Source organism: Streptomyces canus (assembly GCF_030816965.1).
Taxonomy (GTDB): Bacteria; Actinomycetota; Actinomycetes; order Streptomycetales; family Streptomycetaceae; genus Streptomyces; species Streptomyces canus_E.
Map to the genome: position 1 here is coordinate 3,413,619 of NZ_JAUSYQ010000002.1, position 25,721 is coordinate 3,439,339.

The window sequence follows — 25,721 nt, forward strand, 5'->3', positions numbered from 1 at the left end:
GCCCCCGACACAGGGCCAAAGCGAGGCCTGTATCGGGGGCCAAAGACAAACGGGGGGAACTAACTAGCAGCCGACGAGACGTCCGGCCAGGTAACCCTCGATCTGGTCGAGAGACACCCGCTCCTGCTTCATGGAGTCCCGCTCGCGGACCGTCACCGCGTTGTCCTCGAGCGTGTCGAAGTCGACCGTCACGCAGTACGGCGTACCGATCTCGTCCTGGCGCCGGTAACGGCGGCCGATGGCGCCGGCGTCGTCGAACTCGATGTTCCAGTTCTGGCGCAGCGCCTGCGCGAGACCCTTGGCCTTCGGGGACAGCTCGGCGTTGCGGGAGAGCGGGAGGACCGCGACCTTCACCGGGGCCAGGCGGTGGTCGAGGCGCAGCACGGTGCGCTTCTCCAGCTTGCCCTTGGCGTTGGGCGCCTCGTCCTCGACGTACGCGTCGAGCAGGAACGCCAGCATCGCGCGGCCGACACCCGCCGCGGGCTCGATGACGTACGGCGTCCAGCGCTCGCCGGCCTCCTGGTCGTAGTACGCGAGGTCCTGGCCGGAGGCCTTGGAGTGGGCGCCGAGGTCGTAGTCGGTGCGGTTGGCCACGCCCTCCAGCTCACCCCACTCGTTGCCGCCGAACTGGAAGCGGTACTCGATGTCGGCGGTGCGCTTGGAGTAGTGCGAGAGCTTCTCGGCCGGGTGCTCGTACCAGCGCATGTTCTCCTCGCGGAGACCAAGGCCCGTGTACCAGTTCCAGCGCTGCTCCATCCAGTACTCCTGCCACTTCTCGTCCTCGCCCGGCTTGACGAAGAACTCCATCTCCATCTGCTCGAACTCGCGGGTGCGGAAGATGAAGTTGCCGGGCGTGATCTCGTTGCGGAAGGACTTGCCCATCTGCGCGATGCCGAACGGCGGCTTCTTGCGCGAAGCGACCTGCACCTGGGCGAAGTTGGTGAAGATGCCCTGAGCGGTCTCGGGGCGCAGGTAGGCGATGGAGCCGGTGTCCTGCGTCGGGCCGAGGTGCGTGGAGAGCAGACCCGAGAACTGCTTCGGCTCGGTGAACTGGCCCTTGTTGCCGCAGTTGGGGCAGTTGATGTCCGCCAGGCCGTTCTCCGGCTCGCGCTTGTGCTTGGCCTCGTAGGCCTCGATCAGGTGGTCCGCGCGGAACCGCTTGTGGCAGGAGGTGCACTCGGTGAGCGGGTCGGAGAAGGTGGCGACGTGACCGGACGCGACCCAGACCTCGGGGGCCAGGATCACGGACGAGTCGATACCGACCACGTCCTCGCGGGACGTCACCATGTAACGCCACCACTGGCGCTTCAGGTTCTCCTTGAGCTCGACACCCAGCGGTCCGTAGTCCCAGGCGGCCTTCTGGCCACCGTAGATCTCACTGCAAGGGAATACGAAGCCACGGCGCTTGCTCAGGCTGACGATGGTGTCGATCTTGTCGGCGGCCACGGTGCTCTCTTCATTACGACGACGGGCGACGAAGCAATCTCTACGGAGCAGTGCTTCAGAGCGAATGCTTCAGGTTACCGGCGGAGGCTGCCCCCCAATCAAATCGGTGCCGCTCAGCCCGTTTGTTGACAACCGTTTCCATATTTGATGAAAATGACTGTCATGAACGTACGACGTCGCCTCATACCCACCGTCGCCGCGGCCGCTGCCCTCGCCGGCCTCTCCGCCTGCTCCACCGACAGCGCCGCCGCGGGCGGCACCGGCAAGTTCGACGTCGTCGCGTCCTTCTACCCGATGGCCTTCCTCGCCGAGCAGATCGGCGGCGACCACGTGAGCGTCACCAGCCTGACCGAGCCCGGCCAGGAGCCGCACGACCTGGAGATCAGCGCCCAGCAGACCGCGCAGCTCCAGGAGTCCGACGCGGTGCTCTACCTCAAGAACCTCCAGCCCTCCGTCGACGACGCGGTGAACCAGTCCGAGATCAAGACCAAGATCGACGCCTCCTCCCTCACCGAGCTGGAGAAGCACGGCAACGAGGTCGGCGGCCACGCGGCCGAGCACGACGACCACGCCGACGACGAGCTCAACGGCCTCGACCCGCACATCTGGCTGGACCCGGTGCGCTACTCCCAGGTCGCCGAGGGCGTCGGCAAGGCCTTCGAGAAGGCCGACCCGGACCACGCGGCCGACTACCGGGCCAACACCGCGGCGCTCGTGAAGAAGCTCGGCGCCCTGAACACGAAGTTCGAGACCGGGCTCGAGAACACCGGCACCAAGGTCTTCATCACCACCCACGCCGCCTTCGGCTACCTCGCCGAGCGCTACGGCCTCACCGAGGAGGCCATCAACGGCCTCGACCCCGAGTCCGAGCCCAGCGCCGACCGCGTCAAGGACCTTGAGAAGATGGCGAAGGCCGACGGCGTCACGACGGTGTTCTACGAGACGCTCGTCAGCGACAAGACCGCGAAGACCATCGCCTCCGACGCCGGGCTGAAGACGGACGTCCTCGACCCCATCGAGGGCATCACCGCCAAGTCCCGCGGCAAGGACTACTTCGCGGTCCAGGAAGCCAACCTCAAGGCGCTGCAGAGCGCGCTGGGAGCGAAATGACACCGGAGGACGGCATGAGCGAGCCCGTCATCGCGCTGCGCGGAGTCCGCGCCGACCTGGGCTCGCGGCCCGTCCTGCGCGGCATCGACCTCACCGTGCACCGCGGTGAGGTCGTCGCGCTGCTCGGCGCCAACGGCTCCGGCAAGTCCACCGCGATCCGCACGATCATCGGCCAAGTGCCCCTGTCCGCAGGGGAGATCGAGCTCTTCGGCACCCCGCGCGCGCGGTTCAGGGACTGGGCGCGGGTCGGATACGTCCCGCAGCGCACCACCGCCGCGGGCGGCGTCCCCGCGACCGTCACCGAGATCGTCTCCTCCGGGCGCCTGTCCCGCGCCCGCTTCGGTGTGCTCCGCAGGGCCGACAAGGAAGCCGTCCGCCGGGCCCTGGAGCTGGTCGGCATGGCGGACCGCGCGAAGGACTCCGTCAACGCCCTCTCCGGAGGCCAGCACCAGCGGGTGCTGATCGCCCGCGCGCTCGCCGCCGAACCCGAACTGCTGATCATGGACGAGCCGATGGCGGGCGTGGACCTGGCCAGCCAGGAGGTGCTCGCGCGGACGCTCGGGGAACAGGTCGCCCAGGGCACCACGGTCCTGCTCGTGCTGCACGAACTCGGCCCGCTGGAGCCCCTGATCGACCGGGCGGTCGTCCTGCGCGACGGCTGCGTCCAGCACGACGGCCCTCCCCCGCGAGCCGTCGGCCAGCACGCCCTGCCCGGCCATGACCACGTCCACCCCCACGACCACGAGCCGATCCGCACGGGACTGCTGAGCTGATGGACTTCCTCGACTACGCCTTCATGCAGCGGGCGCTGCTCGCCGCCGTCCTGGTCGGCATCACCGCCCCCGCCGTCGGTATCTACCTCGTCCAGCGCCGCCAGGCCCTCATGGGCGACGGCATCGGCCATGTCGCGATGACCGGCGTCGGCCTCGGCTTCCTGCTCTCCTGGTCGCCGGTGTGGATGGCGACCCTGGTCTCGGTCCTCGGCGCGGTCCTCATGGAGCTGATCCGCTGGTACGGCAGGACACGGGGGGACATCGCCCTCGCGATGCTCTTCTACGGCGGTATGGCCGGCGGCGTGATGTTCATCAACCTCGCGCCCGGCGGCTCGAACGCCAACCTGACGTCCTACCTCTTCGGTTCCCTCTCGACGGTCTCGCAGTCCGACGTGACGGCGATCTGTCTGCTGGCCGCGTTCGTGGTGCTCGTCACCCTCGGTCTGCGCCGGCAGCTCTTCGCGGTCAGCCAGGACGAGGAGTTCGCGCGGGTCACCGGTCTGCCCGTGCGGGCGCTCAACCTGCTGACGGCGGTCACGGCCGCGGTGACGGTGACCGTCGCGATGCGCGTGGTCGGGCTGCTGCTGGTGAGCGCGCTGATGGTGGTGCCGGTGGCGGCGGCGCAGCAGCTCACCCGGAGCTTCGCGGCGACCTTCGCGATCGCGGTGGCGATCGGTGTGACGGTGACGATCGGCGGCACCGTGACCTCGTACTACCAGGACGTGCCGCCCGGCGCGACGATCGTGCTGCTGACCATCGGGGCCTTCGTCGTTCTGACGGGTCTGGCCACCCCGCTGGCCAGGCGACGGGCCCGGGCGGCCGCCGCCGCGCGACCCGCCCCGGACCCCGCCGAGTGTGCGATTCCGGCCAGTCGGGAGGCCGACGGCCCGGTCGGCGTCTGACCCGGCACAGGCCGGGCTGGCACAATGGCCCGGCAGGCGCCGAACGAAGGAGGAACCCGTGACGACCGCAGGACCGCCCGTGAAGGGCCGCGCGACCCGGCAGCGGGCCGCCGTGGCGGCGGCCCTCGACGAGGTCGACGAGTTCCGCAGCGCGCAGGAACTGCACGACATGCTCAAGCACAAGGGCGACGCCGTCGGCCTGACCACGGTCTACCGCACGCTCCAGAACCTCGCCGACGCGGGCGAGGTCGACGTCCTGCGCACCTCCGACGGCGAGTCCGTCTACCGCCGCTGCTCCAGCGGCGAGCACCATCACCACCTGGTCTGCCGGGTCTGCGGCAAGGCGGTGGAGGTCGAGGGACCGGCCGTGGAGAAGTGGGCCGACGCGATCGCCGCCGAGCACGGGTACGTCAACGTGGCGCACACCGTGGAGATCTTCGGCACCTGCGCGGACTGCGCGGCCTCCCAGAGCTGAAACCGCGGCCCTGGTCCGGGAACGGTGGTTCACGCGTCGGACGCGTTCACTGCACCAGCTCGATGTGCGGATGGTCCGGCGATGCCGGGCAGACGTGGAGTTGCAGGTCGTAGCCTCGGGCGACGTCGATCATGGTGAAGTTCGCCGGAGGGGTGCCGGGAAGAAGCGGCGTGGGGTCGGCCTGCTCCTCTTCGGGAGCCCAGCTGGTGGTGCGGGCGCTCCATTCGGTGGTGGCGATGGTCAGCAGCGGGTCCGCCTCGGTGCCGCATTCGGGGCAGAGCCGGGGGATGGGGTCGGTGAGGCCCCAGCGGGTCCAGCCGCCCACCTTCCAGCCGGGGGCGTGGGACAGCTTCTCCCGGTAGAACTCGTCCGGGGCCGCCGCGTACGCGCTGTCCACCGCCGCGCCGGCCGCCTGCCACCTGCGCAGGTCTGCCAGTTGCTGCTGCAGCTCCTTGCTCAACTCCATGAAGTCGGGGAACTCGGTGACCTGCTCCGGTGCGAGCAGGCACGGCTCCGGCAGATAACCGCGGGACTGGATCGCGGGTGGCTCGGGCGGGGTGACGAGTACGTCGGTGACGGTGGCGGCGGACCGCCAGAACAGCGAGGTTCTGGGGTGTGCCGGGTGGTTGAAAGGGCACCAGAGGACCTGAAGCAGATCGGCCTCCCATTCCCCGGGCGGGCGCAGCAGGGGAATGTCGCGGACGTACAGCTGGGCCACGGGCAGCATGGCGATCGGGCCCTCGGGCCACGGGCGCCCGGCCTTGATCCGCCGCTCGGTGGCCAGTTCCTCTGGCGTGGCCGCGGGCGCCTGAGGATCGCGGCGCCGCCGGTCGGCCGCTGCCGCCCGGTTGCGGCGCAGCAGGCGGAGGTCGTCCGGCGAGAGGACCCCTCTCGCCCCGCTCCTCACGTGCGGCCCTTCGCAGTACGGCCACGGCTGGTCGGCGGGCCACAGCAGCGGCCCGCCGACGGAGCTGTCGTGCGGCGACGGTGACCCGGGGCGTGGGTGCAGACGGGTCGCCGTGCGCGCCAGCGGGGCCAGTTGAGGGAAGACCGCGGTGACGTCCAGAGGCCGCGGTGGGGTGGTGAAACTCATTCCGGCTCCCGATGGCACGAACAGGGGGTCAGTTACCGAGATTGAACAGCCCGGTGTTTCCCTGGGTGTTGGGAATGTAGACGTCGGGGAACAGCTGCTCCACCGATCCGTCCTCCCGCTCGACAGTGGCGCTCATCGTAACTCCCACGGGAATGGTGCTGGTGGCGTCCAGGTACTTGGGCGTCACCCGGTAGAGGATCGCGTCGTCCTCTCCGAACGACTGCTCCGCCACCTCGTCCCGGACCTGCTCCTCGTACTCCCACATGCTTCCGTCACCGGTGTTCATCCCCACCTGCCAGCACGGGACGAGGTTCTGCGAGATCCTCCCGCCAAGAATGTTGGCGATCAGGTGGCACCGGGAAAGTCCAGCGGCGTCAAGCTGGTTCGCTTGAGCGAACAGACGTGCGTCCTGCCAGCCGGTGATGTCTCCGTCGGCTGGACTGCCCGGTCCGGGGATCTTCCCCAGGCAGGCCTGTGCCGTGGCCGCCCGGACGCCGGCCGGGCCCAGCGGGCTGGTGGTCTTGTTGACGTGGGCGACCGGTTCGGTGGTGTTCCAGATCCACCCGTTGCCGGCCGGGCGTGCCCCCTCCGGCGAGACCCCCAGGCAGGCGGCGTGCGAGCCGTCGATCGACGCCGTGAGCTCCAGCTTGAACTGGTCGGCGTCGATGACCCGCTGGCTCTTGAAGCCCTCCGAGAGCTGGCCGTCGGCGAACTGCTTGTCGGCAAGCGCGACATGGGCACGCACGCAGGGCCTGGCGGGGTCCAGATCCGAACCGCCCCCCAGCTCGAAGATGATCCACCCGCCGTTGCCCTGGTGGGGGATGACCTCGGCGCACTGGGCTCCGTCCGTTCCTCCTTCCTTGGTCTCCGCGAAGGGGAATTGGGCACACGTGTCGGTCGGAATGAGGTCTGTCGCGTCCGCGAACGGTTTCGACGCCGCACTTCCACAGGTGCTGCTCCTGCGGTCGGCCACGCCGCTCTTCGCCCGGGTCAGCAGCGTGTCGCGCCCCCAGTGGTCGACGAGGTTCCGCTGGGCCCACAGATAAGCCGCCACCGCACCGCCCTGGTCCGAGCCCTGCGTGCTCATCGGCACGGCGGCCGTGACCGCGGGGATGACGCAGCCCGGCGACGCCGTGGGATCACCCGCGACGTCCCGGACGGCGTCGTCGCAGCGGATCTTGCGGGGGTTGTCCCACGAGGCGTTGGGGTCGACGGCCGTGGCACCCGGGGAGGTCACGTACAGCTTGTACGAGGTGGTGAACTCCACGTCGGTGCCCGGGGCGGGCGTCGAGGAGTAGGCGACGGTGCCGCTGAGGGACTGGCCCAGGGTCAGGTTGCCGCCGTACCAGGGCGCGGCCGTCGTCGTCGTGCAGCCGGTTCCGCAGGAGGCCCGGAACTTGGCGTTGAGGGCGGTGACATCGCCGCTCGCGGCGGTCATCTTCACCGTGACCTGCTCGTTCCACGTGGTGCCCGTCTTGGGCAGGCTCGCGCTGGTCGAGACCTCCAGGGTGCCGCGTCCGATCTCCTTGCCGTTGCTGTCACGCAGGATGTAGACGACGTTCACCCCGCTCACGCAGTACTCGAAGCGCTGGTAGGAGTAGGTGCCGGGGCTGGTGATGTCGCAGCTGCCGGAGTCGGCGGCCGCGCCCGCAGCGAGCGTCTGCTGTGGTGTAGCCGCGCTCTTGGCCGGGGCGGGGATCGTGCTCACACATGCCTCGGCGGCGCCCGCCCGGCGCTCCTTCGACCGTGCGCGCGTGGGTTCACAGTGCTCCCCGGATTCCGCCGGGAAAGCGCTGGTCCTGGTGAGGGGCGCGGTCGCCGGCAGATCCGCCGAATCGATCCTGCCCACGTGTCGCGGCTCCCCTTCCGCCCCCTGCTGCGCATGGCTCACGCCGGGCGTGGTGAGCCCCAGCGTCATCACGGTCAGCAGGGTCAGTACGGCCGATCCGACCCGTATTCGTCCAGGCCGTTCAGGTCGTATCGCACGCTTGGTCGTCATACCTCTCCTCTTGGCGGGGGCACCGGTCAACTGCCGATAGCTCAGGGGATGTTGATCAGCCGCGACGGCGGAAGACGCGCGCCGTCGGCAGCGAAGTCCCGGTGCGTTCGACGACGCCCGGTACCGGAAGAGCCCCCGGGAACCGGCTGTTGCCGGACCCCAGGGGCTCTTGGGTCAGCGCGCCGCGTACCCGAAGCTGACGTCCGCCGCCGGGAGGCCGCCCGCGCCCGGCTGGTACGTCGTCACCGCGGCGACGGTGCCGCCGGCGGTGACGTTGGACAGAGGCAGGGCGTAGAGGGTGCCGTAGGTGGACGGGCCGTAGGGCAGGCCGGCGTACAGGCTGGTGCCGGTGTAGTGGAGGCTGCTGCCGAGCTTGTGGTTCGTGCCCGGGGTGCCGGGGATGCCGTCACCGTCGCCGGCCTCGATCCAGCGGTCGTTCGCGCCGGGCGTGCCCAGGAGCGAGAACGTGCTGATGGCGCCCGCGCTCGCGGTGGTGTCGATGGCCTCGTCGGGGATGCCGACGGCGAGCTTCATCGTCGCCGTGGTGCTCACCGCGCGCGGCGCGGTGTTGACGGCGGTCAGGGTCTGGCCGAAGTGGTCGCCGGCCTCCGCGGTGCCGGAGACGTCGTCCTCGCCGGTGCCCGAGTCGTAGCCGTTGAGCTGGCTGTAGGCGCCCGCGGCGGTGATCCGGAAGGTCAGGACGAGACCCGCCTCGGCCTTGTTCACGCCGTCGATGCTCAGGGCCTCGCCGGGCGCGCCGACCGCGAGGATCGACTCCGTGGCCGCCGCGGCGCCCGAGGGGCGGTAGGGGACCAGCGCCAGGGACTGGCCGAACAGGTCACCGGCCTCGGCACCGCCGGACACGGTGTCGAGGTCCTGGTCCAGGCCGAACAGCGGGGTGGGACGCCCCTCGGCGTTCAGGGTGTGGGAGAAGACGGCCAGGTTGCCGGCGTCGGCGTCGGAGCCGATGGCGTCACCGGGGGCGCCGATGGCGATGTGGTTGGCGTCGGCGGCGATGCTGGTGCCGAACTCGTCGTTGGCCTCGGCAGCGCCGGAGACCCCGGTGGCCTCCTGATTGACGGCGATGTTGGTGGTGCCGTGCAGATAGATCGTGCTGCCGGCCTTGGCGACGGAGCCGAGCGCCTCGCCGGGCACGCCCATCACCACGAACGGCTCGCCGGCGGCGGTGGTGCCCGCGGCCAGGGCTTGGCCAAGGCGGTCACCGCTCTCACTGGCGGACGCGGCCAGCGAACCGGTGCCCGCGCCCTGTTCGAGGTGGGTGTCCTTCCTGGCGCCGGTGCCGAGGCCGCCGGTCGCGCCGTGGAGGATGTCGACCATGCCCGCGTCGGCGACGGTTTCGAGGTCCTCGGCCGGGGTGCCGACCACGAGGTCGGTGCAGCCGTCCTCGTCGTAGTCGACGGTGGCGATGGCCTGGCCGAAGCCGTCGCCCGCCTCGGCGGCGCCGGAGACCCAGTCGAGGTCCTGCTGGATCTCGGCAGTGCCCTTGCCGCCGCCGTAGACGACCCGGACCAGGCCGGCCTTGGCGTCGCCGCCGACGGTGGCCTCGGGGTCGGAGATCGCGATGTCCTCGATGCCGTCGCAGTTGAAGTCGGTGGCGCGGACCGCGCCGGTGGTGGAGCTCACCCAGGTGGTGAGGTCGTCCACGCGGGTGGTGATGCCGGCGGTGCTGGTCACGCCGGTGTCGATGCCGTAGCAGCCGCCCTGGTAGGACCGGCTGGCGAGGGCCGCGAGTTGGGCGGTGCCGCCGCCGGCGCGGATCAGGGGGCCGCCGGTGTCGCCCATGCACGCGGCCGTGCCGCTGGTGCCGGTGACCGAGGCGTTCGTCGCGGTGGCGGAGTCCACGGTGAAGGTGCCGGTGTGCAGGCTCAGCGGCGCCCACTCGGTGGCGGTGCGGCCGTAGCCGGCCAGGGTGAGGGTCTCACCGGCGGTGGGTGCGGTGGTGGCCAGGGCGATGGGGCTGACGTTGGTGACCGGGCGGTTCAGTCGGGCCAGGACCGCGTCGCGGTCGGTGCGCGGGACCAGCTGGACGATCTCGCGGGCCGCACCGGCGGTGCCGGTCAGGTCGGAGCGGCCGATGACCGCGGTGGTCCTCACGGCCGGCTTGCCCGCGGGCACGCTCAGGCTGGTGGCCGGGTCGGCGGCGAAGCAGCTGGCCGCGGTCAGCAGCCACTCGCGGTCGACCAGGACACCCGAGCAGCCGCGGTCGTGGTCGCCGACGGTGATCTGGGCGGTGTAGGCGTAGGTGGTGTCGGCGGCGGCGACGGCGGGGCCGGTGACGGCCGCGGCCGGGACGGCGCAGCCGAGGGTCACCGTGGCGGCCAGTGCGGCCAGGCGCACAGGTCTGGCATAGGTCATGGAATCGGTTCCCTGGTGAATGGCGGCGGATCGGACAGGAGGGCGCGACACGGCGCTACTTGGAGGTGCGCAGCTCCAGCAGCGTCCACTCACGGGCCTGTTCGTCCGCGCTCTCACCGACCGGGGTCCAGGTGTTCTTGGCGATGTCGTACGACTGCTCCTCGGTGCCGACCGTCATGTCCGCCTCGGTCGTGTAGTCGTTGCCGCGGATGAGGTAGACCGACGGCAGCTCCAGGGTCAGCCAGCCCGAGGTGCCCTTGACGTCGAAGCAGACCTTGCTCTTGTCCCGCGCCTGGACCTCCAGCTGACCGGTGCCGGTCGCGCAGTCGGCGAGCGTGATGTGACCGTCGCCCCGCTTGAGCAGGATGTTCTTCTCCGCGAGGATCTTGTCCGCCTGCGGGTAGTCGAAGTCCTCCACCGCGTAACCGGGGGCGCTGTCCGCGACGGTCGCGGCCGTGCCGGCCCCGGCGTGGGATCCGCCGGGGATGCCGACCGCCAGGGCGGCCCACGCCAGGGCGCCGACCGCCGCCGTGCCCAGGGTGCGGGTCAGGAATCTCTTGCGCCGCGGCTGCGCCGCAAATGTCGTACGCGACTTCATCACTTTCCTAAACTCGTTGCTTCCGAATCGATGTCAGTAACGTTGTTCAAGGCAAACGTGAAGGAAATAGCCAAAGCCGCGAGTGCTCCCACATCGCTTTCCCCCGCCTAGATGCCACATCGCTTCCTGGTGTTTGTCCACTCCTCCAAAACTCGTAAAAGGGACGGCAGTTGCAAGCCCGACGTGACGCTCGCCACACCCCCGCGAGGGTTGTACGGCTCCTATAACGAAAAGGTAAAGAAAGCTTTCGGTGGAGGGTTCCGACTGGTTTTTAAATTCACGGCGCCAAATTGATTGCTCTGTGAACCCACGTTGGTATGGTCCGTCATTGCGCAGGCAACGCATACGCCCCACACACCGGGGCCACACAGAAACCACGGGGAAAAACCCATATGCAGACGATCTTCTGGAGCCGCAGACGAGTCCTCGGCTCGCTCGCCGCTGTGACGGCCGTCGCCGCCGCGCCCCTGACGTGGGCGCCCGTGGCCCGAGCGGCCGACGCGGCAGCGACGACGGCCGATCCGCTGGCGCTGCCGAACACCGACCGGGCGAAGGTGGTCAGGGCCTGGATGACGGGCGGCAGGGCCACCAAGGCGGCAGCGGCCGACGCGCTTTCCGGCACCGACGCCGACATCAGAACCTTTCTCGCCCAGACGCTGCCGACGGTGACGACGGAGGACAACCGCGTCGCGATCGCCAGCTACCTCGCGCGCTCCGGGAAGGGCCTGCGCCGCGAGGCCGTCGCCGCTCTCGACAACGGCGACAGCGCCATCGCCGCCTTCCTCCAGGACGGTTACGAGTCGGCTCTCCTGGAAGACCTTCAGGTGGCGACCGCCATCCTGTCGGCCACCGGCGGAAAGGCGGTCCAGCGCAAGGCGTCCGCGGCCCTGGACACAGGCACGCGCTCGGCACTGGAGGCCTTCCTGACGGAGGGCCAGTACACCGCCCGCCTGGAGGACTCGCAGACCCAGGTCGCCGCCATGCTGGTCAACGCCGGGCCCGAGGTGCAGAAGTACGCGAACCGCGCCCTGAACGGCTCCGCGACGGACATCCAGTGGTTCCTCGACACCGGCCAGCACATCGCACGCGCCCGGGACCAGGAGTCGGCGACCATCGAGGAACTCGTCGCTGTCGTCGACCGGGAGGGCAAGCGCGCCCAGGCCGAGACCGATCTGGCCGTCGAGGCGTCCGAGCGGGCCCAGGCCGCCGCCGCCGAGGCGAAGAAGGCGGCGGAGAAGGCCGCGGCCGAGGCCGAGGCCGCCAAGGAGGACGTACAGAAGTCCGCCGCGGCGGCCCGCAAGGCGGCCAGTGCGGCCACGGGTGCGGCCAACGCCGCCCGTATCGCGATCAACGCCTCCAACGCGGCCGTCAACGCCTCCCGCCGCGCTTCCTGGGCGGCCACCGCCGCCTCGCACGCCGCGTCCGCCGCCGGAGGGGCCGCGTCCCGTGCCTACAACGCGGCCATCGCGGCCTCCAAGGACGCGAGCAAGACGCAGGCGGCCAAGGACGCTGCGGTCGCCGCCCGCAACTCCGCCGCCAAGGCACGTACCGCGGCCAAGGCCGCCGACTACGCGCGGGCCGCCTGCGCGCAGTCCGTCAGCGCCAGTGCCTCGGCCGCCTCCGCGGCCCGTAACTCCGCGGCCGCCGCTGCCGCCTCCGCGCAGGCCGCGGCCGCGTCCGGCGTCGCCCAGTCGCAGGCCGCCGAGGCCAAGCGGCAGGCCGCCATCGCCAGCGCCGCCGCCAACCGCGCCACCAACGCCGCCTCCACCGCGCAGGCCCTCGCCAATACGGCGGCCTCGGCCGCGAGTGCCGCGCGGGATGCCGCCAACTCCGCCGCCGCCCACGCCGAGAAGGCGGCCGACGCCGTCGACGAGGCCGTGGCGAACGCGGGCAAGGCCATCGACTTCGCGAACAAGTCCACCGCCCACGCCGGCGAGGCCGTCAAGGCCGCCGAAACCGCCGTCAAGGCCGTCACGGACGCCATGGCGGTCGCCAAGGCGGCGCGGGACGCGGAGCTCGCCCGCCTGGAGCAGGAACGGCTGCAGGGCCTGGACGAGGCCCGGCTGCTGGCCGAGATCGAGGCGCAGGAGCAGGCCGAGTACGCGAACAAGCGGGCCCAGGAAGCGCAGACCGACCAGGCGATCAAGGACCTGATCAGCGCGGCCGAGAAGGCCCTGTTCACGGACGGCGACCTGTCGCTCGCCGCCACCCTGGGCCGCAAGGCCGCCACCGGGCTGCTCGCGGCCAAGGGCGCCTGGACGCGGGAGGCCGCCCAGTTCGCGCTGTCCGGCAGCGACGACGACGTGTTCTCCTGGATCGACCTGGACCGGGGCGTCGCCCAGAACCAGGACGACCGGGAGACGGTCCTTTACCTCGCCCAGGTGTCCAACCCCGCCATCGCCGCGGCGGCGCACGCGGCTCTGGCGAGCACCAGCGCCACGGCGGTGGGCGACTTCCTCACCTCCGGGGTGATCCGGGCCTCCCAGGACGACAACCGGGTGCAGATCGGCCGCATCCTCGACCAGAAGCCTGGCAAGGCCGTCATCGAGGCGGCCAACGACGCGCTGGACAAGAACACCCCGGAGGCGTTGCAGGACTTCTTCGACCGCACCTACCCCGCCGCCGTACGGGAGGACGACGCGGTGGAGACCGCGACCTCGGTGGCGAACGGAGGCGACTACACCAAGGCCTACGGGGACGTCGCCCTGGAGGGGCCGACGTGGATGCGCCGGAACTTCGTCCAGGTCGTGCAGTACGCGGCGGCCCAGCTCGACCACGACTCCGCCACCCATGTCGCCGCGATCCAGGGGGCGATCGCCGCCGCGGCCAAGACCGCCTACACGGCGCAGCAGACCGCGGCACTGGCGTCACAGGTGGCGGCGACCGCCCGCGACGCCGCCCAGGACGCGCAGGACTGGGCCGACCGGGCCATCGCCGCGGGGAAGGATGCCGACCAGTACTCCGACCAGGCCAGGCAGAACGCCGACGCGGCGGACAAGTCGGCCGCGGACGCGCAGGCCTCGGCGAACAAGGCCTCGGCGGCGGCGGCGACGGCGCGCACCGCCTCCCGCTCGGCCAACTACTCCGCGAACAAGGCGATCGACGCGGCTCGTTCCGCCCTGAACTCCTCCTACAGCGCCCAGGCGTCCGCGGCCAGCGCCCGCCAGTCCGCACTCGAAGCGGGCCGGGACGCGGCCACGGCGGCGGCCGCCGCCAGCCAGGCGCGCGCCATCGTCGCCCAGAAGCGCCAGGACGAGGCCCGCGAGGCCGCCCGTGAGGCCGCGGAGAAGGCGCAGGAGGACCGGAACAACGGCAGCAACCCGGCCGACAACGAGACCAACGACGACGTCAACCAGAACGGCAGTGGCTCCGACAACGACGCGTGGTACTCGGACGCCGGCTGGTGGGCCGACGCCTTCAACTACGTCAGCATCGGGGCGGGACTGATCTCCGCCGGCCTCGGACTCGCCAGCCTCGTCTTTCCCCCGTTCGCCATCGTGGGTGTTCCGGCCGCGGCGATCTTCGGCGGCATCGCGATGGGAGCCGGCGCGCTGAGCACCCTGTTCACCGGCATCGAATACGGCTTCACCAGCAGCGAGTTCCTGTGGTCCGCGGGCGGCACCGCGCTGAGCCTGGTCACCTACGGCCAGTCCAGGTGGATCACCCCGGTCGCCAAGAGGGTGGCTCCCGCGGTGAAGCAGGTCGCGCAGGAGGGCAAGGAGCTCGTCTCCTCGATCACCAGCGGCCTGTCGTCGATGTTCTGACCCACAGGGCCTCTTGGCAGCTCGGAGGGCGTCCACGCCGACCGGTGCGCCAGGAGGCCCTGATGTCGTGAGTGGGGCCAGTCCGTCCGCTGCCGCCGGAGCCCCTTTCATGGCGTTCTCACAGGGTCGTCGAGGGTTAACCCTTGACTCCTCCCTCCTTGCATGACATGGACGGGTCAACAGTGCCGCGCTCCCCCCAGCTCTCACGCAGTTCCCGCACGGCACCTCCACCCCCGTCGCAGTAGGAGTACGAGTGAGACCCTCCCCCCGAAGATCGGCCGCCACCGCTTCTCTGGTCGCCGCCGCATCACTGCTCGCCATGGGTATCCAGACGGTCCCCGCGGCCGCGAAGCCCCAAGCCCCCCACCCCAGCCCGCTGCGCGCCGGAGGCCTGGAGGCGAAACTCTCCCCGGCCCAGCGCACGGCGCTGATCAAGAGCGCGTCGGGCAGGGCCGCGGCGACCGCCGGTTCCCTCGGCCTCGGCGCCAAGGAGAAGCTGGTCGTCAAGGACGTCGTCAAGGACAACGACGGCACCCTCCACACCCGCTACGAACGCACCTACGACGGCCTCCCCGTGCTCGGCGGCGACCTGGTCGTGCACACGCCCCCGGCCGCACAGGCGACGGGCACGCTCAGCACCACCTTCAACAACAACCGCCGTACCGTCTCGGTCAGGTCCACGACCGCCGCGTACAGCAAGGCGTCCGCCGAGGCCAAGGCGCTGAAGACCGCCAAGGCGCTCGACGCCGAGAACCCCGCCGCACAGAGCGCCCGCAAGGTGATCTGGGCGGGCTCGGGCACGCCGAAACTCGCGTGGGAGACGGTGGTCTCCGGCTTCCAGGACGACGGCACACCCAGCAAGCTGCACGTCGTCACCGACGCCACGACCGGCGCCGAACTCGCCCGCTACGAGGGCATCGAGACCGGCACCGGCAACAGCCAGTACAGCGGGACGGTCTCCCTGAGCACCACGCTGTCCGGATCGACGTACCAGCTGTACGACACCACGCGCGGCGGCCACAAGACGTACAGCCTCAACAACGGCACGTCCGGCACCGGCACCCTGATGACCGACGCCGACGACACCTGGGGCACCGGCTCCGGCTCGAACACCCAGACCGCCGGTGTCGACGCGGCCTACGGTGCCCAGACCACCTGGGACTTCTACAAGAACACGTTCGGCCGCAGCGGCATCAAGAACGACGGTGTCGCCGCCTACAGCCGCGTCCACTACAGCTCGGCGTACGTCAACGCCTTCTGGGACGACGACTGCTTCTGCATGACCTACGGCGACGGCACCAGCAGCACCCACGCGCTGACCTCGCTGGACGTGGCCGGCCACGAGATGAGCCACGGTGTCACGTCCAACACCGCGGGCCTCGAGTACTCCGGTGAGTCGGGCGGGCTGAACGAAGCGACCTCCGACATCTTCGGCACCGGTGTGGAGTTCTACGCCAACAACTCCACCGACGTCGGTGACTACCTCATCGGCGAGAAGATCGACATCAACGGCGACGGCACGCCGCTGCGGTACATGGACAAGCCCAGCAAGGACGGCGGCTCGGCCGACAGCTGGTACTCGGGCGTCGGCAACCTCGACGTGCACTACTCGTCGGGGCCCGCGAACCACATGTTCTACCTGCTCTCCGAGGGCAGCGGCAGCAAGACCATCAACGGGGTCACGTACAACAGCCCGACCTCCGACGGTGTCGCCGTCGCCGGGATCGGCCGGGCCGCCGCCCTGCAGATCTGGTACAAGGCGCTGACGACGTACATGACGTCCAGCACCAACTACGCCGGGGCCCGGACCGCCGCACTGAGCGCCGCCGCGTCGCTGTACGGCGCCGGCTCCGCCCAGTACGCCGGGGTCGGCAACGCCTTCGCGGGCATCAACGTCGGCAGCCACATCACCGTGCCGTCGACCGGCGTGACGGTGACCAACCCGGGCAGCCAGTCCACCACGGTCGGGACGGCCGTGAGCCTGCAGGTCTCGGCCAGTTCCACCAACAGCGGGTCACTGACCTACGCCGCGACCGGACTGCCGACCGGTCTGTCGATCAGCAGCTCCACGGGGCTGATCTCCGGGACCCCGACCACGGCCGGCAGCTACAGCACCACGGTCACGGTGACCGACAGCACCGGAGCCACCGGTACGGCGTCCTTCACCTGGACGGTGAGCTCGTCGGGCGGCGGCAGCTGCACCTCCTCCCAGCTGCTGGGCAACCAGGGCTTCGAGTCGGGCAGCACCACCTGGACCGCGAGCAGCGGAGTGATCACCAACTCCAGCAGCCAGGCCGCGCGCACCGGCTCCTACAAGGCGTGGCTGGACGGCTACGGCTCCACCCACACCGACACGCTCTCCCAGTCGGTGACCATCCCGAGCGGCTGCACGGGAACGACGTTCACCTTCTACCTGCACGTCGACACCGCGGAGACCACCACCAGCACGCAGTACGACAAGCTGACGGTGACCGCCGGGTCGACGACCCTGGCCACGTACTCGAACCTGAACGCGGCCTCCGGGTACGTCCAGAAATCCTTCAGCCTGTCGGCCTTCGCCGGGCAGACGGTCGCCCTGAAGTTCACGGGCGCCGAGGACTCCTCGCTCCAGACCAGCTTCGTGATCGACGACACGGCGGTGACGACGAGCTGATCCCCTGAACGACGACGGGGCGGGTCGGGGGTCAGTCCTCCGGCTCGCCCTTCATCGCTTCCTCCATGGCGAGCAGCTCCTCGTTCGGGACGGCCCCGCCGAAGCGGCGGTCCCGGGAGGCGAACTCGACGCACGCCCGCCACAGGTCACGGCGGTCGAAGTCGGGCCACAGGACGTCCTGGAAGACCATCTCGGCGTAGGCGCTCTGCCAGAGCAGGTAGTTGGAGGTGCGCTGCTCGCCGCTGGGCCGCAGGAAGAGGTCCACGTCGGGCATGTCCGGGTAGTACAGGTACTTCGCGAGGGTCTTCTCGTTGACCTTGGACGGGTCGAGGCGGCCGGCCTTCACGTCCTCGGCGAGGGCCTGCGCGGCATCGGCGATCTCGGCCCGGCCGCCGTAGTTCATGCAGAAGTACAGGGTCAGTTTGTCGTTGCCCTTGGTCTGCTCCTGGGCGACCTGGAGCTCCTTGGCGACGGACTTCCACAGCCTGGGCATCCGGCCCACCCAGCGCACCCGGACGCCGAGCTCGTCGAGCTGATCACGCGTCTTGCGGATGAAGTCGCGGTTGAAGTTCATGAGGAAGCGGACCTCGTCGGGCGAGCGCTTCCAGTTCTCGGTGGAGAAGGCGTAGAGGGAGATGTTGCGCACACCCATCTCGATCGAGCCCTGGAGCACGTCCAGCACCCGCTCGGCGCCGACCTTGTGCCCTTCCGTCCTGGGCAGCCCGCGCTCCTTGGCCCACCGGCCGTTGCCGTCCATGACGATCGCCACATGCTCGGGGATCAGCTCACCGGGGAGCTTCGGCGCGCGGGCGCCGGACGGGTGCGGCTCGGGCGCCTTGTACTCACGGCGCTGACGACCGAGGATCCCGCGTACGACCATGGTGGTTCTCGTCTCCCTCTCAGGGTTGCTTCTCTACGTAACGCAGGGATCTGAGCCCGCGTTCCAGATGCCAGTGCAGGTAGGCGGACACCAGCCCGCTGCCCTCCCGGACGTACCGCGGCTCACTCGCGTCCGCGGTCTCCCAGTCTCCCGTAAGCAGCGCGGCGAGGAGTTCCAGGGTCTGCGGCGACGGTACGACGCTGCCGGGCACCCGGCAGTCCACGCAGACCGAGCCTCCGGCGGCCACGGAGAAGAACCGGTTCGGCCCGGTCATTCCGCATTTCGCGCAGTCGCTGAAGCTGGGCGCGTAGCCGTTGACAGCGAGGGAGCGGAGGAGGAAGGCGTCGAGCACGAGGTGAGGCGCGTGCTCGCCGCGGGCCAGGGTCCGCAGGGCCCCGACCAGCAGAAGGTACTGCTGCACCGCGGGCTCACCCTCGTGGTCGGTGAACCGCTCGGCGGTCTCCAGCATGGCCGTCCCGGCGGTGTACCGGGCGTAGTCGGAGACGATCCCGCCACCGTACGGAGCGATGGTCTCACTCTGGGTGCACAGCGGCAGCCCGCGCCCGACGAGCTCGCTCCCCCGCGAGAAGAACTGCACGTCGACATGCGAGAAGGGCTCCAGCCGCGCCCCGAACTTCGACTTGGTCCGCCGCACCCCCCTGGCCACGGCCCGCACCCGCCCGTGCCCGCGCGTGAGCAGCGTGATGATCCGGTCCGCTTCCCCCAGCTTCTGCGTCCGCAGCACGACCCCGTCGTCCCGGAAGAGGCTCATCGCGCGCCTCCACATCGGGTGCGCGGCGCGATGCCGTCGTAGCGGAACAGACTCATGAGCCCATTCTCGCCTACGCGGGAACCGTGGTCGTCGGTGTGCCCGATTGTGGTCGGCCGCCGGCCCCGCACCGAGGGGATGGTGCCTGAGCGCCCGAGCCGGAAGAGGAGCGGTCCCTGGAGAAGCGTGTGGGCCCGAGAGCCTGCCGGCCCCAGGACCCCAGGTGGGGTAAACCCCCCTGGAAATGCGGCAGTTGGCCGGATGGGGTCGCGGCGGTCGATCCGCGAGGCTCCTGCCATGAAGCAGATGACGAAAAGCCTCGCCCTGATCGCCGCCGCCTCGGGCGTCGTCTTCGGTGTCCTGACCCCGCTGTCCGCCTCCGCCTCCGCCGGCGCCCAGGCGCTGAAGTGGACCAGGTGCGAGGGCAGCGGTCTCGATCCGCGTCAGCGGTGCGCCACCGTCTCCGTGCCCATGGACTACGCCGACCCGGACGGCCCGCAGATCGAGATCGCCGTCTCCCGTATCCGCAGCGAGAACCCGGACGCCCGGCGCGGTGCCCTGCTGCTGATCCCCGGCGGACCCGGCGGTGACAGCATGAACGACCCGTCGGAAAAGGGGCAGAAGCTGCCGCGGTCCGTGCGGGACGCCTATGACCTGATCGGGTTCGCACCGCGCGGGATGGCGCCCTCGACGGCCGTCGACTGCGGGCTCGAACACCGGGACCTGGCCCGCACGACCCTGCTGCCCTGGCCCGCCGCGGACGGCTCGGTCGACGCGAACATGGCCGCGGGGAAGCGCGTCTCCGAGGCCTGCGCGCGCAACGGCGGCGAGCTCATCAAGCACATCAGCACCCTCAACGAGGCCCGCGACCTGGACCGTGTGCGGGCCGCGCTCGGTGAGACCAGGGTGTCCATGTGGGGCGTGTCGTACGGCACCTATGTCGCCGACGCCTACCTCCAGTTGTTCTCGCGGCGCACCGACCGGGTCGTCCTGGACAGCAACGACAACCCCGACCCGGTGCTGGCGGAACGCGCCTGGCTCGCCGCGTTCGAGCGGGGCGCCGAGGACAACTTCCCGGAGTTCGCCAAGTGGGCCTCCGCGCCCGGCAATCCGGACCGCCTCGCCGACACGGCCGCCGAGGTCCGCCCGCTGTTCCTGAAACTCGCCGCCCGCCTGGACCGCGAGCCGATCCCCTGGCCGGGCGCCAACCCCGAGGAGCTGAACTGCAACGAGCTGCGCCAGACGATGCTCGACTCCTTCTACGACCCCGACGACTACCCGGCGCTCGCCCGGCTGATCCTGGCCGCCCGGAAGGGTACGGTGCCGCCCGCGCCCGCGGGCCCGCCCGAGGCCGTCCTCCAGAACGTCACCGCGGTCGCCGCCGCCACCATCTGCAACGACGCCGCCTGGCCGAGCGACCCGGCGGTCTACCGCGAGGGCGTGGCCGAAAGCCGTGCCGAGTTCCCGCTGACCGGGGGCATGCCGAGGAACGCCATGTCGTGCCCCACCTGGCCGTGGGCACCGAAGGAGGCGCCGGTGCGCGTCAGCGACCGCGGCCCGTCCAACATCCTGATGGTGCAGAACGAACGGGACCCGGCCACCCCGCTCAGCGGTGCCCTGCGGCTGCGCGAGGCGCTCGGCCGGCGTGCCGTCATGGTCACCAACGACTCCACCGGCCATGACGCCTACCTCGACAACGGCACCGCGTGCGGCGACGCGACCGTGTCCCGCTTCCTGGCCACGGGCAAGCGGCCCGCCGGGGACCTCTACTGCCGCTGACCGCACCGTCCGTACCGGCGGGCCAGGGCGTGGAACGCCTCCTTCGGTTCCCAGTGCCAGTCCGAACGCGGGTCGTCGGGGCGGTCCTTGATCGCCTTGGCGATGCCGTAGCTCGCCATGTCGAGGTCGTGACGCGGGTCGTCGGGGCGGTGGGGGGCGTCCGCGGTGAGGAACTCGAAGGCCATCGCGGCGTAGAGGCCCATCGACTCGAAGACATCGAGGAGTCGAATGAGATGGACGGCCTGGGTGTGCTCGCTGCGGACGACGTTCCCCTTGATCTCCGGCGGGTCCTTGTCGTAGTCGACGATGTCCCAGCCCATACCGCCGGCCTCGGGAGCGCCGACGAAGGTGCAGGTGCCGAACTCGGTGATGGCGACGGGCTTGCCCCAGCGCAGGTACTGCCGTAACTCGCGGACGTACTCGCGCGGTTGACGGAAGGACGAGTAGTAGTCGATGCCGACCACGTCGAACAGGTTCCAGTCGACCTCGTCGTCCTGGGCGGCGGCGTAGCCGAGGCGGCCGTGGAAGACCGAGCGGCCGACCTCGGCCGCCCTCGCGGTGAAGCGGTCCAGTTCGCGCTGCGTCCTCACCCGGTCGTAGGTGCCGTTCATCAGGTTCTCGATCCGCTCCAGGACCGTGTCCCCCGGGAGGATCCCCGGCACGAAAAGCCAGAACTCGCAGCCCACGCTGAGCTCGACGCTCGCGCCCTGCCGGCGCAGCCGCTCCGCGAACCGGCCGCACTCGGCGAGGTGGTCGAGGATGTCCCGCCGCGGCACGTCCCCGAGGGTCGGCTGGAGCCAGACGTGCAGCCCGCGTTCGGCGGCCTCGGCGGCGGTGGCGGTGAGGCGTTCGACACCGTCTCCGGTGACGTCGAGGGTGTCGGCGTGCAGGTCGTCGCGGATGGCGCGGACATCGGCGCGCATGCGGGCGGCGTTCCAGGCGGTGGCGGGCGTCTCGCCCTCGCCGACGGTGTAGACGACGCCGTGGCGTGTGAGTCCGTGCCGTCGTCCCTTCGCGTCGGCCCGTCCCGCGGGCAGGAGCGCCGCGGCCCCCACGGCAGCGGCCCCGGCGAGAAACTGCGCCCGGTCGATCCCCGTTGTCTTCTCCATGCCGCCACTGTGTCGGCCGCGGACGCGTCTGTCCGTCCGCCGATGGTCTACGGCGGTGCAACCAAGGGATGACCGTGGACGTCGATCACTGAAGAGATCGGCCTCTGTCACCGAGCGAAGGAGAGAAAGATCTTAAGCTCCGGAAAACTGTCCCGCCGCGCCCTCCTGGCAGCCGGCACGGCCACCGTCCTGACCGGTACGACCGCGTATGCCGCCGACGACGTCACCTCCCGTCTGCGCGCGCTGGAAGAGCGGTACGACGCCCGGCTCGGCGTCTTCGCCCACCACCTCGCCACCAAGCGGTCCGTCGGCTTCCGCGCCGGCGAGCGCTTCCCGATGTGCTCCCTGTTCAAGACCCTCGCGGCCGCCGCCGTCCTGCGCGACCTGGACCGCGACGGCGAGGTCCTCGCCCGCCGGATCCACTACACCGCGGACGACCTGGTGATCCCGGGCTCGGACCAGACGGCCGCGCATCTCGCGGAGGGCATGACGATCGCCGAGCTCGCCGAGGTGGCCATCACCCACAGCGACAACGCGGCCGGCAACCTCCTCCTGCGCGAACTCGGCGGCCCCACCGCGATCACCCGCTTCGCCCGCTCCCTCGGCGACGGGGTGACCCGCCTCGACCGCTGGGAGCCCGAGCTCAACACCGCCGAGCCGTGGCGCCGCACGGACACGACGAGCCCGTACGCCATCGGTCGCACGTACGGCCGGCTGGTCCTCGGCGACGCGCTGAACCGCCGGGACCGTGAGCTGCTCACGCACTGGCTGCTCACCAACACGACCAGCGTGAACCGCTTCCACGCGGGACTGCCGAAGTCGTGGACGATCGCCGACAAGACGGGCAGCGGCTCCTACGGCACCGCCAACGACGTGGGCGTCACCTGGACCGACGAGGGCGACCCGATCGTCCTGTCCGTGCTGTCGACGATGCCCGCGCAGGACGCCGTAAGGGACGACGCGCTGGTCGCCGACGCGGCGCGGGCGGTCGCCGGCACCCTCACGTGACCGGCCGGAAGCGCCTGACGTACCGGCGCTGCCACGGCGTCTCCACCGCCCGCCGGTCGTAGCGCTCGCGCACGTAGGCGACCGCCTCCTGCGGGGGTACGCCGTCCAGAACCGCCAGGCAGGCCAGGGCCGTTCCGGTGCGGCCGCGGCCGCCCCCGCAGGCGATCTCGACCCGTTCGGCGGCCGACCGTTCCCAGGCGTCGATCAGGACGCCGCGGGCCTCCCCGTGGTCCGCCGGCAGGCGGAAGTCCGGCCGGCGGAGCCAGCGGGAGGCCCAGGGGACCTCCGGCGGACTGCCGCCGAGCAGATAGACGCCGTACGACGGTCTCGGCGCGTCCGGGTCCAGTGCGTGCCGCAGGCCCCGGCCCCGTACCAGGCGCCCGGACGGCAGCCGGAGGACACCGGAGTCCTGTTCGTCCCACCCGTTCATGACCCCATTCGAACCGGTCATCGACGCCCGGGCAACCGAATCCGCCCCGACCGTGGTCTGGTGGGCGAGGGAGGGTGCTTGATGCAGGCCGAACTAGAGGATCGGTTCCAGGAATTCGTCAGAGCCAGGTGGTCGCACCTCGTGCGGACCGCCTATCTGCTCACCGGCGACGCCCATCACGCCGAGGACCTGACGCAGACCGCGCTGGCGAAGGCGTACCGCTCCTGGCGGCGCGTGTCGGGCAGCGACAACCCGGAGGCGTACGTCCGGCGGATGCTCGTCACCTGCAACAGTGACCGCTTCCGCAAGCGGCGCGTGCAGGAGTCGCTGACCGACGCGCCGCCGGAGCGGGCGGGGCGGGACGAGGCCGTGGCGCGGGTCGAGGAGCGCGGGGTGCTGTTGGGCGCGTTGGCCGGGCTGCCGCCCAGGCAGCGGGCGGTGGTCGTGATGCGGTACTGGGAGGACCTGTCGGAGGCGGAGGTCGCCGAGGTGCTCGGCTGCTCCCCGGGCACGGTCAAGAGCCAGGCCTCCAAGGGGCTGGCGAAGTTGCGTACGTATCCGGGGCTCGCGCAGGTCATGGACAGCGCCCCGCAGGGAGGCACGAAATGAGCGAAAGCGAAGAGGAGCGGGACTTCGAGGAGCAACTGCGGGAGCTGCTCACCGAGGACGCGTACACGATCCGGCCGTCGCCGGTGCCGTATCCGCAGATCCGCCGCAAGGGCGTGGTGGAGCGGCGCCGCCGGGTGGCGGTGGCCGGGGCGGTCCTGGCGACCCTGGCCGCGGTGCCGGTGGGGGCGTTCGCGGTGGGCGGCGGGGGCACGGGGACGGCCGACACGGCGACGACGCCCACGGCGTCAGCGAGCGCCACGCCGACACCCACCCCGACCCCCTCCCCCACGCCCAGTGGGCCGGCGGGACCGGCCACGGCGGGTCAGCTCCGGGACGGGATCACGCTGGAGCAGGCCGTGGAGGGGCTGGACAAGTGCCTCGCGTGGGATCGGCAGAACGTGGCCATGGGTGCCCGCGACTCGAACCTGGGCAAGGCCGACGAGTACCGGATCATCCTGGCGCTGAACAGCACCGGCGACCTCAACTCGCCCGGTGACGGCATCTTCGTGGTCGCCGTGAAGGAGAAGCCGACGCAGACGCAGCTCGTCTGCAACATCAAGAACGGCGAGGCCTCCGGGCTCGGCACCAGTGTCGGCAGCGACCGGCAGCCGGACTCCCCGCCGGTGCTGCCCGACAGCAGCAGCAACAAGCTCTACCAGCAGTCCTTCATGAACAAGGGCAACTGGAAGCTGCCGTTCAGCTGGGGCTTCATCGGCACGGTGGATCCGACGGTGGCCAAGGTGACCGTCTCCTACGGCGGCGCCGAAAGCGAGGCGGTCCTCGACCACGGCTGGTTCGTCGCCTCCGGCACCCTGACCCGGGAGGTCACCAGGAACCCGCACATCAAGGGCTACGACAAGGGCGGCAAGCTGATCTACGACTCCGACGAGGACAAGACGTACCAGCAGGTGCAGTAGCGAGGCAGCTCGGGACAGGGGGCGCCGTACAGGGGTCGGCGCCCCCTCACCTGTGAGGGAGGATCAGTGGACGGCCGATCCCGAGGAGCCCCGATGACCCTGCCCGCCCCGCTGACCGGTGTCGTCCCGCCCGTCTGCACGCCCCTGACACCTGACCGCGAGGTGGACGTCCCCTCGCTGCGCAGGCTCGTCGACCATCTGGTCGCGGGCGGGGTGCACGGGCTGTTCGTCCTCGGTACGTCGTCCGAGGCGGCCTTCCTGACGGACGCCCAGCGCAGGCTGGTGGTGGAGACGGTGACCGGGCACGTCGGGGGTCGGCTGCCCGTGCTGGCCGGGGTGATCGACATGACGACGGCCCGGGTCCTGGACCATGTGCGGGCGGTGACGGCGGCGGGCGCCGACGCGGTGGTCGTCACCGCGCCGTTCTACGCCAGTACCCACCCGGTGGAGATCGCCCGTCACTACCGGCTGGTCGCGGCCGGCAGCCCGGTGCCGGTCATCGCGTACGACCTGCCGAGCGGTGTCCACACCAAGCTCCCCGCGGACGTGGTCCTGGAGCTGGCCGCCGAGGGCGTCCTGGCCGGCCTCAAGGACTCCAGCGGAGACCTCGCCGGCTTCCGCACGGTCGTCTCCGGCGCCCGCGCCCACCCGGGCATCACCGGGTTCAGTGTCCTGACCGGCTCCGAACTCATCGTCGACGCGGCCCTCGCCGTCGGCGCGGACGGGGCGGTGCCCGGTCTCGCCAACGTCGACCCCGAGGGATACGTCCGTCTCGACCGCCTGTTCCGCGCGGGTGACCTCGAGGCGGCCCGCGCCGAACAGGAGCGGCTGTGTGCCCTGTTCGGCATGGTGGACGTGGGCGACCGGGCCCGCATGGGCGGATCGTCGGCGGCGCTCGGCGCCTTCAAGGCGGCCCTGTATCTGCGGGGCGTGATCGACTGCCGGGCGACGGCGGAGCCGCAGGTGCCGTTGTCGGAGGCGGAGGTGGAGCGGGTGGGCAGGTTCCTGGCCGGGGCCGGGCTGCGCTGAGC

At 70.9% G+C, this 25,721-nt stretch carries 20 protein-coding genes; 11 read left to right on the plus strand and 9 right to left on the minus strand.

From position 1 onward, the window contains the following. Window positions 1-63: 63 nt before the first annotated feature. Entirely contained in the window at window positions 64-1,446 is a 1,383-nt protein-coding gene (locus QF027_RS16560; protein WP_057615743.1) for a glycine--tRNA ligase, read from the minus strand. Window positions 1,447-1,608: 162 nt separating this feature from the next. Between QF027_RS16560 and QF027_RS16565 the strand changes: the two genes are divergently transcribed. From QF027_RS16565 to QF027_RS16580, 4 genes are read left to right on the plus strand one after another with little or no spacing between them, the layout of a single operon-like run. Next, entirely contained in the window at window positions 1,609-2,556 is a 948-nt protein-coding gene (locus QF027_RS16565) for a metal ABC transporter substrate-binding protein (protein ID WP_307075370.1), read from the plus strand. Next, the gene (locus QF027_RS16570) at window positions 2,553-3,329 is read left to right on the plus strand and encodes a metal ABC transporter ATP-binding protein (protein WP_306981499.1); all 777 of its coding nucleotides are present in this window, start codon (window positions 2,553-2,555) and stop codon (window positions 3,327-3,329) included. Before QF027_RS16565 ends, QF027_RS16570 begins: the two co-directional genes overlap by 4 nt. After that, the gene (locus QF027_RS16575) at window positions 3,329-4,231 is read left to right on the plus strand and encodes a metal ABC transporter permease (RefSeq protein ID WP_306981496.1); all 903 of its coding nucleotides are present in this window, start codon (window positions 3,329-3,331) and stop codon (window positions 4,229-4,231) included. Before QF027_RS16570 ends, QF027_RS16575 begins: the two co-directional genes overlap by 1 nt. Before the next feature lie 58 nt (window positions 4,232-4,289). Continuing rightward, complete coding sequence (locus tag QF027_RS16580; protein ID WP_307075372.1) at window positions 4,290-4,706, plus strand: Fur family transcriptional regulator; 417 nt, start codon at window positions 4,290-4,292, stop codon at window positions 4,704-4,706. A 46-nt stretch (window positions 4,707-4,752) separates the two neighbouring features. Here QF027_RS16580 and QF027_RS16585 read toward each other — a convergent pair whose 3' ends face one another. From QF027_RS16585 to QF027_RS16600, 4 genes are all read right to left on the minus strand, one after another. Beyond that, the gene (locus tag QF027_RS16585) at window positions 4,753-5,799 is read right to left on the minus strand and encodes a hypothetical protein (protein ID WP_306981492.1); all 1,047 of its coding nucleotides are present in this window, start codon (window positions 5,797-5,799) and stop codon (window positions 4,753-4,755) included. Between the two features lie 28 nt (window positions 5,800-5,827). After that, window positions 5,828-7,798 (minus strand): DNA/RNA non-specific endonuclease, encoded by a 1,971-nt coding sequence (locus tag QF027_RS16590; RefSeq protein WP_307075374.1) that lies wholly within the window; start codon window positions 7,796-7,798, stop codon window positions 5,828-5,830. A gap of 174 nt (window positions 7,799-7,972) precedes the next feature. Beyond that, complete coding sequence (locus tag QF027_RS16595; RefSeq protein ID WP_306981488.1) at window positions 7,973-10,174, minus strand: trypsin-like serine protease; 2,202 nt, start codon at window positions 10,172-10,174, stop codon at window positions 7,973-7,975. A 55-nt stretch (window positions 10,175-10,229) separates the two neighbouring features. Next, the gene (locus tag QF027_RS16600) at window positions 10,230-10,772 is read right to left on the minus strand and encodes a hypothetical protein (protein ID WP_307075376.1); all 543 of its coding nucleotides are present in this window, start codon (window positions 10,770-10,772) and stop codon (window positions 10,230-10,232) included. 392 nt (window positions 10,773-11,164) lie between these two features. On the opposite strand from QF027_RS16600, the gene QF027_RS16605 reads away from it, so the two are divergent. Together QF027_RS16605 and QF027_RS16610 are read left to right on the plus strand one after the other, a co-directional pair. Next, the gene (locus tag QF027_RS16605) at window positions 11,165-14,536 is read left to right on the plus strand and encodes an ALF repeat-containing protein (RefSeq protein WP_307075377.1); all 3,372 of its coding nucleotides are present in this window, start codon (window positions 11,165-11,167) and stop codon (window positions 14,534-14,536) included. Between the two features lie 253 nt (window positions 14,537-14,789). Further along, on the plus strand, window positions 14,790-17,189 hold the full coding sequence (locus QF027_RS16610) for a M4 family metallopeptidase (RefSeq protein ID WP_307075380.1): 2,400 nt from the start codon (window positions 14,790-14,792) through the stop codon (window positions 17,187-17,189). Between the two features lie 31 nt (window positions 17,190-17,220). On the opposite strand, the gene QF027_RS16615 is transcribed toward QF027_RS16610, so the two are convergent. Together QF027_RS16615 and recO are read right to left on the minus strand one after the other, a co-directional pair. Further along, window positions 17,221-18,069, minus strand: a complete 849-nt coding sequence (locus QF027_RS16615; RefSeq protein ID WP_306981480.1) for an isoprenyl transferase — start codon at window positions 18,067-18,069, stop codon at window positions 17,221-17,223. A 19-nt stretch (window positions 18,070-18,088) separates the two neighbouring features. Continuing rightward, on the minus strand, window positions 18,089-18,841 hold the full coding sequence (gene recO, locus QF027_RS16620) for a DNA repair protein RecO (RefSeq protein WP_266523220.1): 753 nt from the start codon (window positions 18,839-18,841) through the stop codon (window positions 18,089-18,091). Between the two features lie 294 nt (window positions 18,842-19,135). On the opposite strand from recO, the gene QF027_RS16625 reads away from it, so the two are divergent. Beyond that, window positions 19,136-20,617 (plus strand): alpha/beta hydrolase, encoded by a 1,482-nt coding sequence (locus QF027_RS16625; RefSeq protein WP_307075382.1) that lies wholly within the window; start codon window positions 19,136-19,138, stop codon window positions 20,615-20,617. Here the strand turns inward: QF027_RS16625 and QF027_RS16630 are convergent. Next, window positions 20,605-21,726, minus strand: coding sequence for an abortive phage infection protein (locus QF027_RS16630; protein WP_307075384.1), 1,122 nt, complete (start codon window positions 21,724-21,726; stop codon window positions 20,605-20,607). The two genes, QF027_RS16625 and QF027_RS16630, sit on opposite strands and share 13 nt — an antisense overlap. 96 nt (window positions 21,727-21,822) lie before the next feature. Between QF027_RS16630 and bla the strand changes: the two genes are divergently transcribed. Beyond that, window positions 21,823-22,734, plus strand: a complete 912-nt coding sequence (bla, locus tag QF027_RS16635) for a class A beta-lactamase (protein ID WP_373432498.1) — start codon at window positions 21,823-21,825, stop codon at window positions 22,732-22,734. Here the strand turns inward: bla and QF027_RS16640 are convergent. Then, complete coding sequence (locus QF027_RS16640; RefSeq protein ID WP_307075386.1) at window positions 22,727-23,164, minus strand: phosphatase domain-containing protein; 438 nt, start codon at window positions 23,162-23,164, stop codon at window positions 22,727-22,729. The genes bla and QF027_RS16640 overlap by 8 nt on opposite strands. A gap of 81 nt (window positions 23,165-23,245) precedes the next feature. On the opposite strand from QF027_RS16640, the gene QF027_RS16645 reads away from it, so the two are divergent. The 3 genes from QF027_RS16645 (at window position 23,246) to QF027_RS16655 (ending at window position 25,719) form a co-directional block, all read left to right on the plus strand. Next, window positions 23,246-23,773: a SigE family RNA polymerase sigma factor gene (locus QF027_RS16645; protein ID WP_307075389.1), complete on the plus strand. Its 528-nt coding sequence runs from the start codon at window positions 23,246-23,248 to the stop codon at window positions 23,771-23,773. Beyond that, window positions 23,770-24,690 carry a hypothetical protein gene (locus QF027_RS16650; RefSeq protein WP_306981470.1) on the plus strand — a complete coding sequence of 307 codons (921 nt, stop codon included), beginning with the start codon at window positions 23,770-23,772 and terminating at the stop codon, window positions 24,688-24,690. The genes QF027_RS16645 and QF027_RS16650 overlap by 4 nt, the downstream gene beginning before the upstream one ends. A 93-nt stretch (window positions 24,691-24,783) precedes the next feature. After that, window positions 24,784-25,719: a dihydrodipicolinate synthase family protein gene (locus QF027_RS16655; protein ID WP_307075391.1), complete on the plus strand. Its 936-nt coding sequence runs from the start codon at window positions 24,784-24,786 to the stop codon at window positions 25,717-25,719. Window positions 25,720-25,721 lie beyond the last annotated feature (2 nt).

What these genes read in the sequence shown, in the direction of transcription:
- QF027_RS16565 (WP_307075370.1), top strand. Translation starts at nt 1,609, where the DNA reads ATGAACGTACGACGTCGCCTCATACCCACCGTCGCCGCGGCCGCTGCC.
- QF027_RS16570 (WP_306981499.1), top strand. Translation starts at nt 2,553, where the DNA reads ATGACACCGGAGGACGGCATGAGCGAGCCCGTCATCGCGCTGCGCGGA.
- QF027_RS16575 (WP_306981496.1), top strand. Translation starts at nt 3,329, where the DNA reads ATGGACTTCCTCGACTACGCCTTCATGCAGCGGGCGCTGCTCGCCGCC.
- QF027_RS16585 (WP_306981492.1), bottom strand. Translation starts at nt 5,799, where the DNA reads ATGAGTTTCACCACCCCACCGCGGCCTCTGGACGTCACCGCGGTCTTC.
- QF027_RS16590 (WP_307075374.1), bottom strand. Translation starts at nt 7,798, where the DNA reads ATGACGACCAAGCGTGCGATACGACCTGAACGGCCTGGACGAATACGG.
- QF027_RS16595 (WP_306981488.1), bottom strand. Translation starts at nt 10,174, where the DNA reads ATGACCTATGCCAGACCTGTGCGCCTGGCCGCACTGGCCGCCACGGTG.
- QF027_RS16600 (WP_307075376.1), bottom strand. Translation starts at nt 10,772, where the DNA reads ATGAAGTCGCGTACGACATTTGCGGCGCAGCCGCGGCGCAAGAGATTC.
- QF027_RS16605 (WP_307075377.1), top strand. Translation starts at nt 11,165, where the DNA reads ATGCAGACGATCTTCTGGAGCCGCAGACGAGTCCTCGGCTCGCTCGCC.
- QF027_RS16615 (WP_306981480.1), bottom strand. Translation starts at nt 18,069, where the DNA reads ATGGTCGTACGCGGGATCCTCGGTCGTCAGCGCCGTGAGTACAAGGCG.
- recO (WP_266523220.1), bottom strand. Translation starts at nt 18,841, where the DNA reads ATGAGCCTCTTCCGGGACGACGGGGTCGTGCTGCGGACGCAGAAGCTG.
- QF027_RS16625 (WP_307075382.1), top strand. Translation starts at nt 19,136, where the DNA reads ATGAAGCAGATGACGAAAAGCCTCGCCCTGATCGCCGCCGCCTCGGGC.
- QF027_RS16630 (WP_307075384.1), bottom strand. Translation starts at nt 21,726, where the DNA reads ATGGAGAAGACAACGGGGATCGACCGGGCGCAGTTTCTCGCCGGGGCC.
- QF027_RS16640 (WP_307075386.1), bottom strand. Translation starts at nt 23,164, where the DNA reads ATGAACGGGTGGGACGAACAGGACTCCGGTGTCCTCCGGCTGCCGTCC.
- QF027_RS16645 (WP_307075389.1), top strand. Translation starts at nt 23,246, where the DNA reads ATGCAGGCCGAACTAGAGGATCGGTTCCAGGAATTCGTCAGAGCCAGG.
- QF027_RS16650 (WP_306981470.1), top strand. Translation starts at nt 23,770, where the DNA reads ATGAGCGAAAGCGAAGAGGAGCGGGACTTCGAGGAGCAACTGCGGGAG.
- QF027_RS16655 (WP_307075391.1), top strand. Translation starts at nt 24,784, where the DNA reads ATGACCCTGCCCGCCCCGCTGACCGGTGTCGTCCCGCCCGTCTGCACG.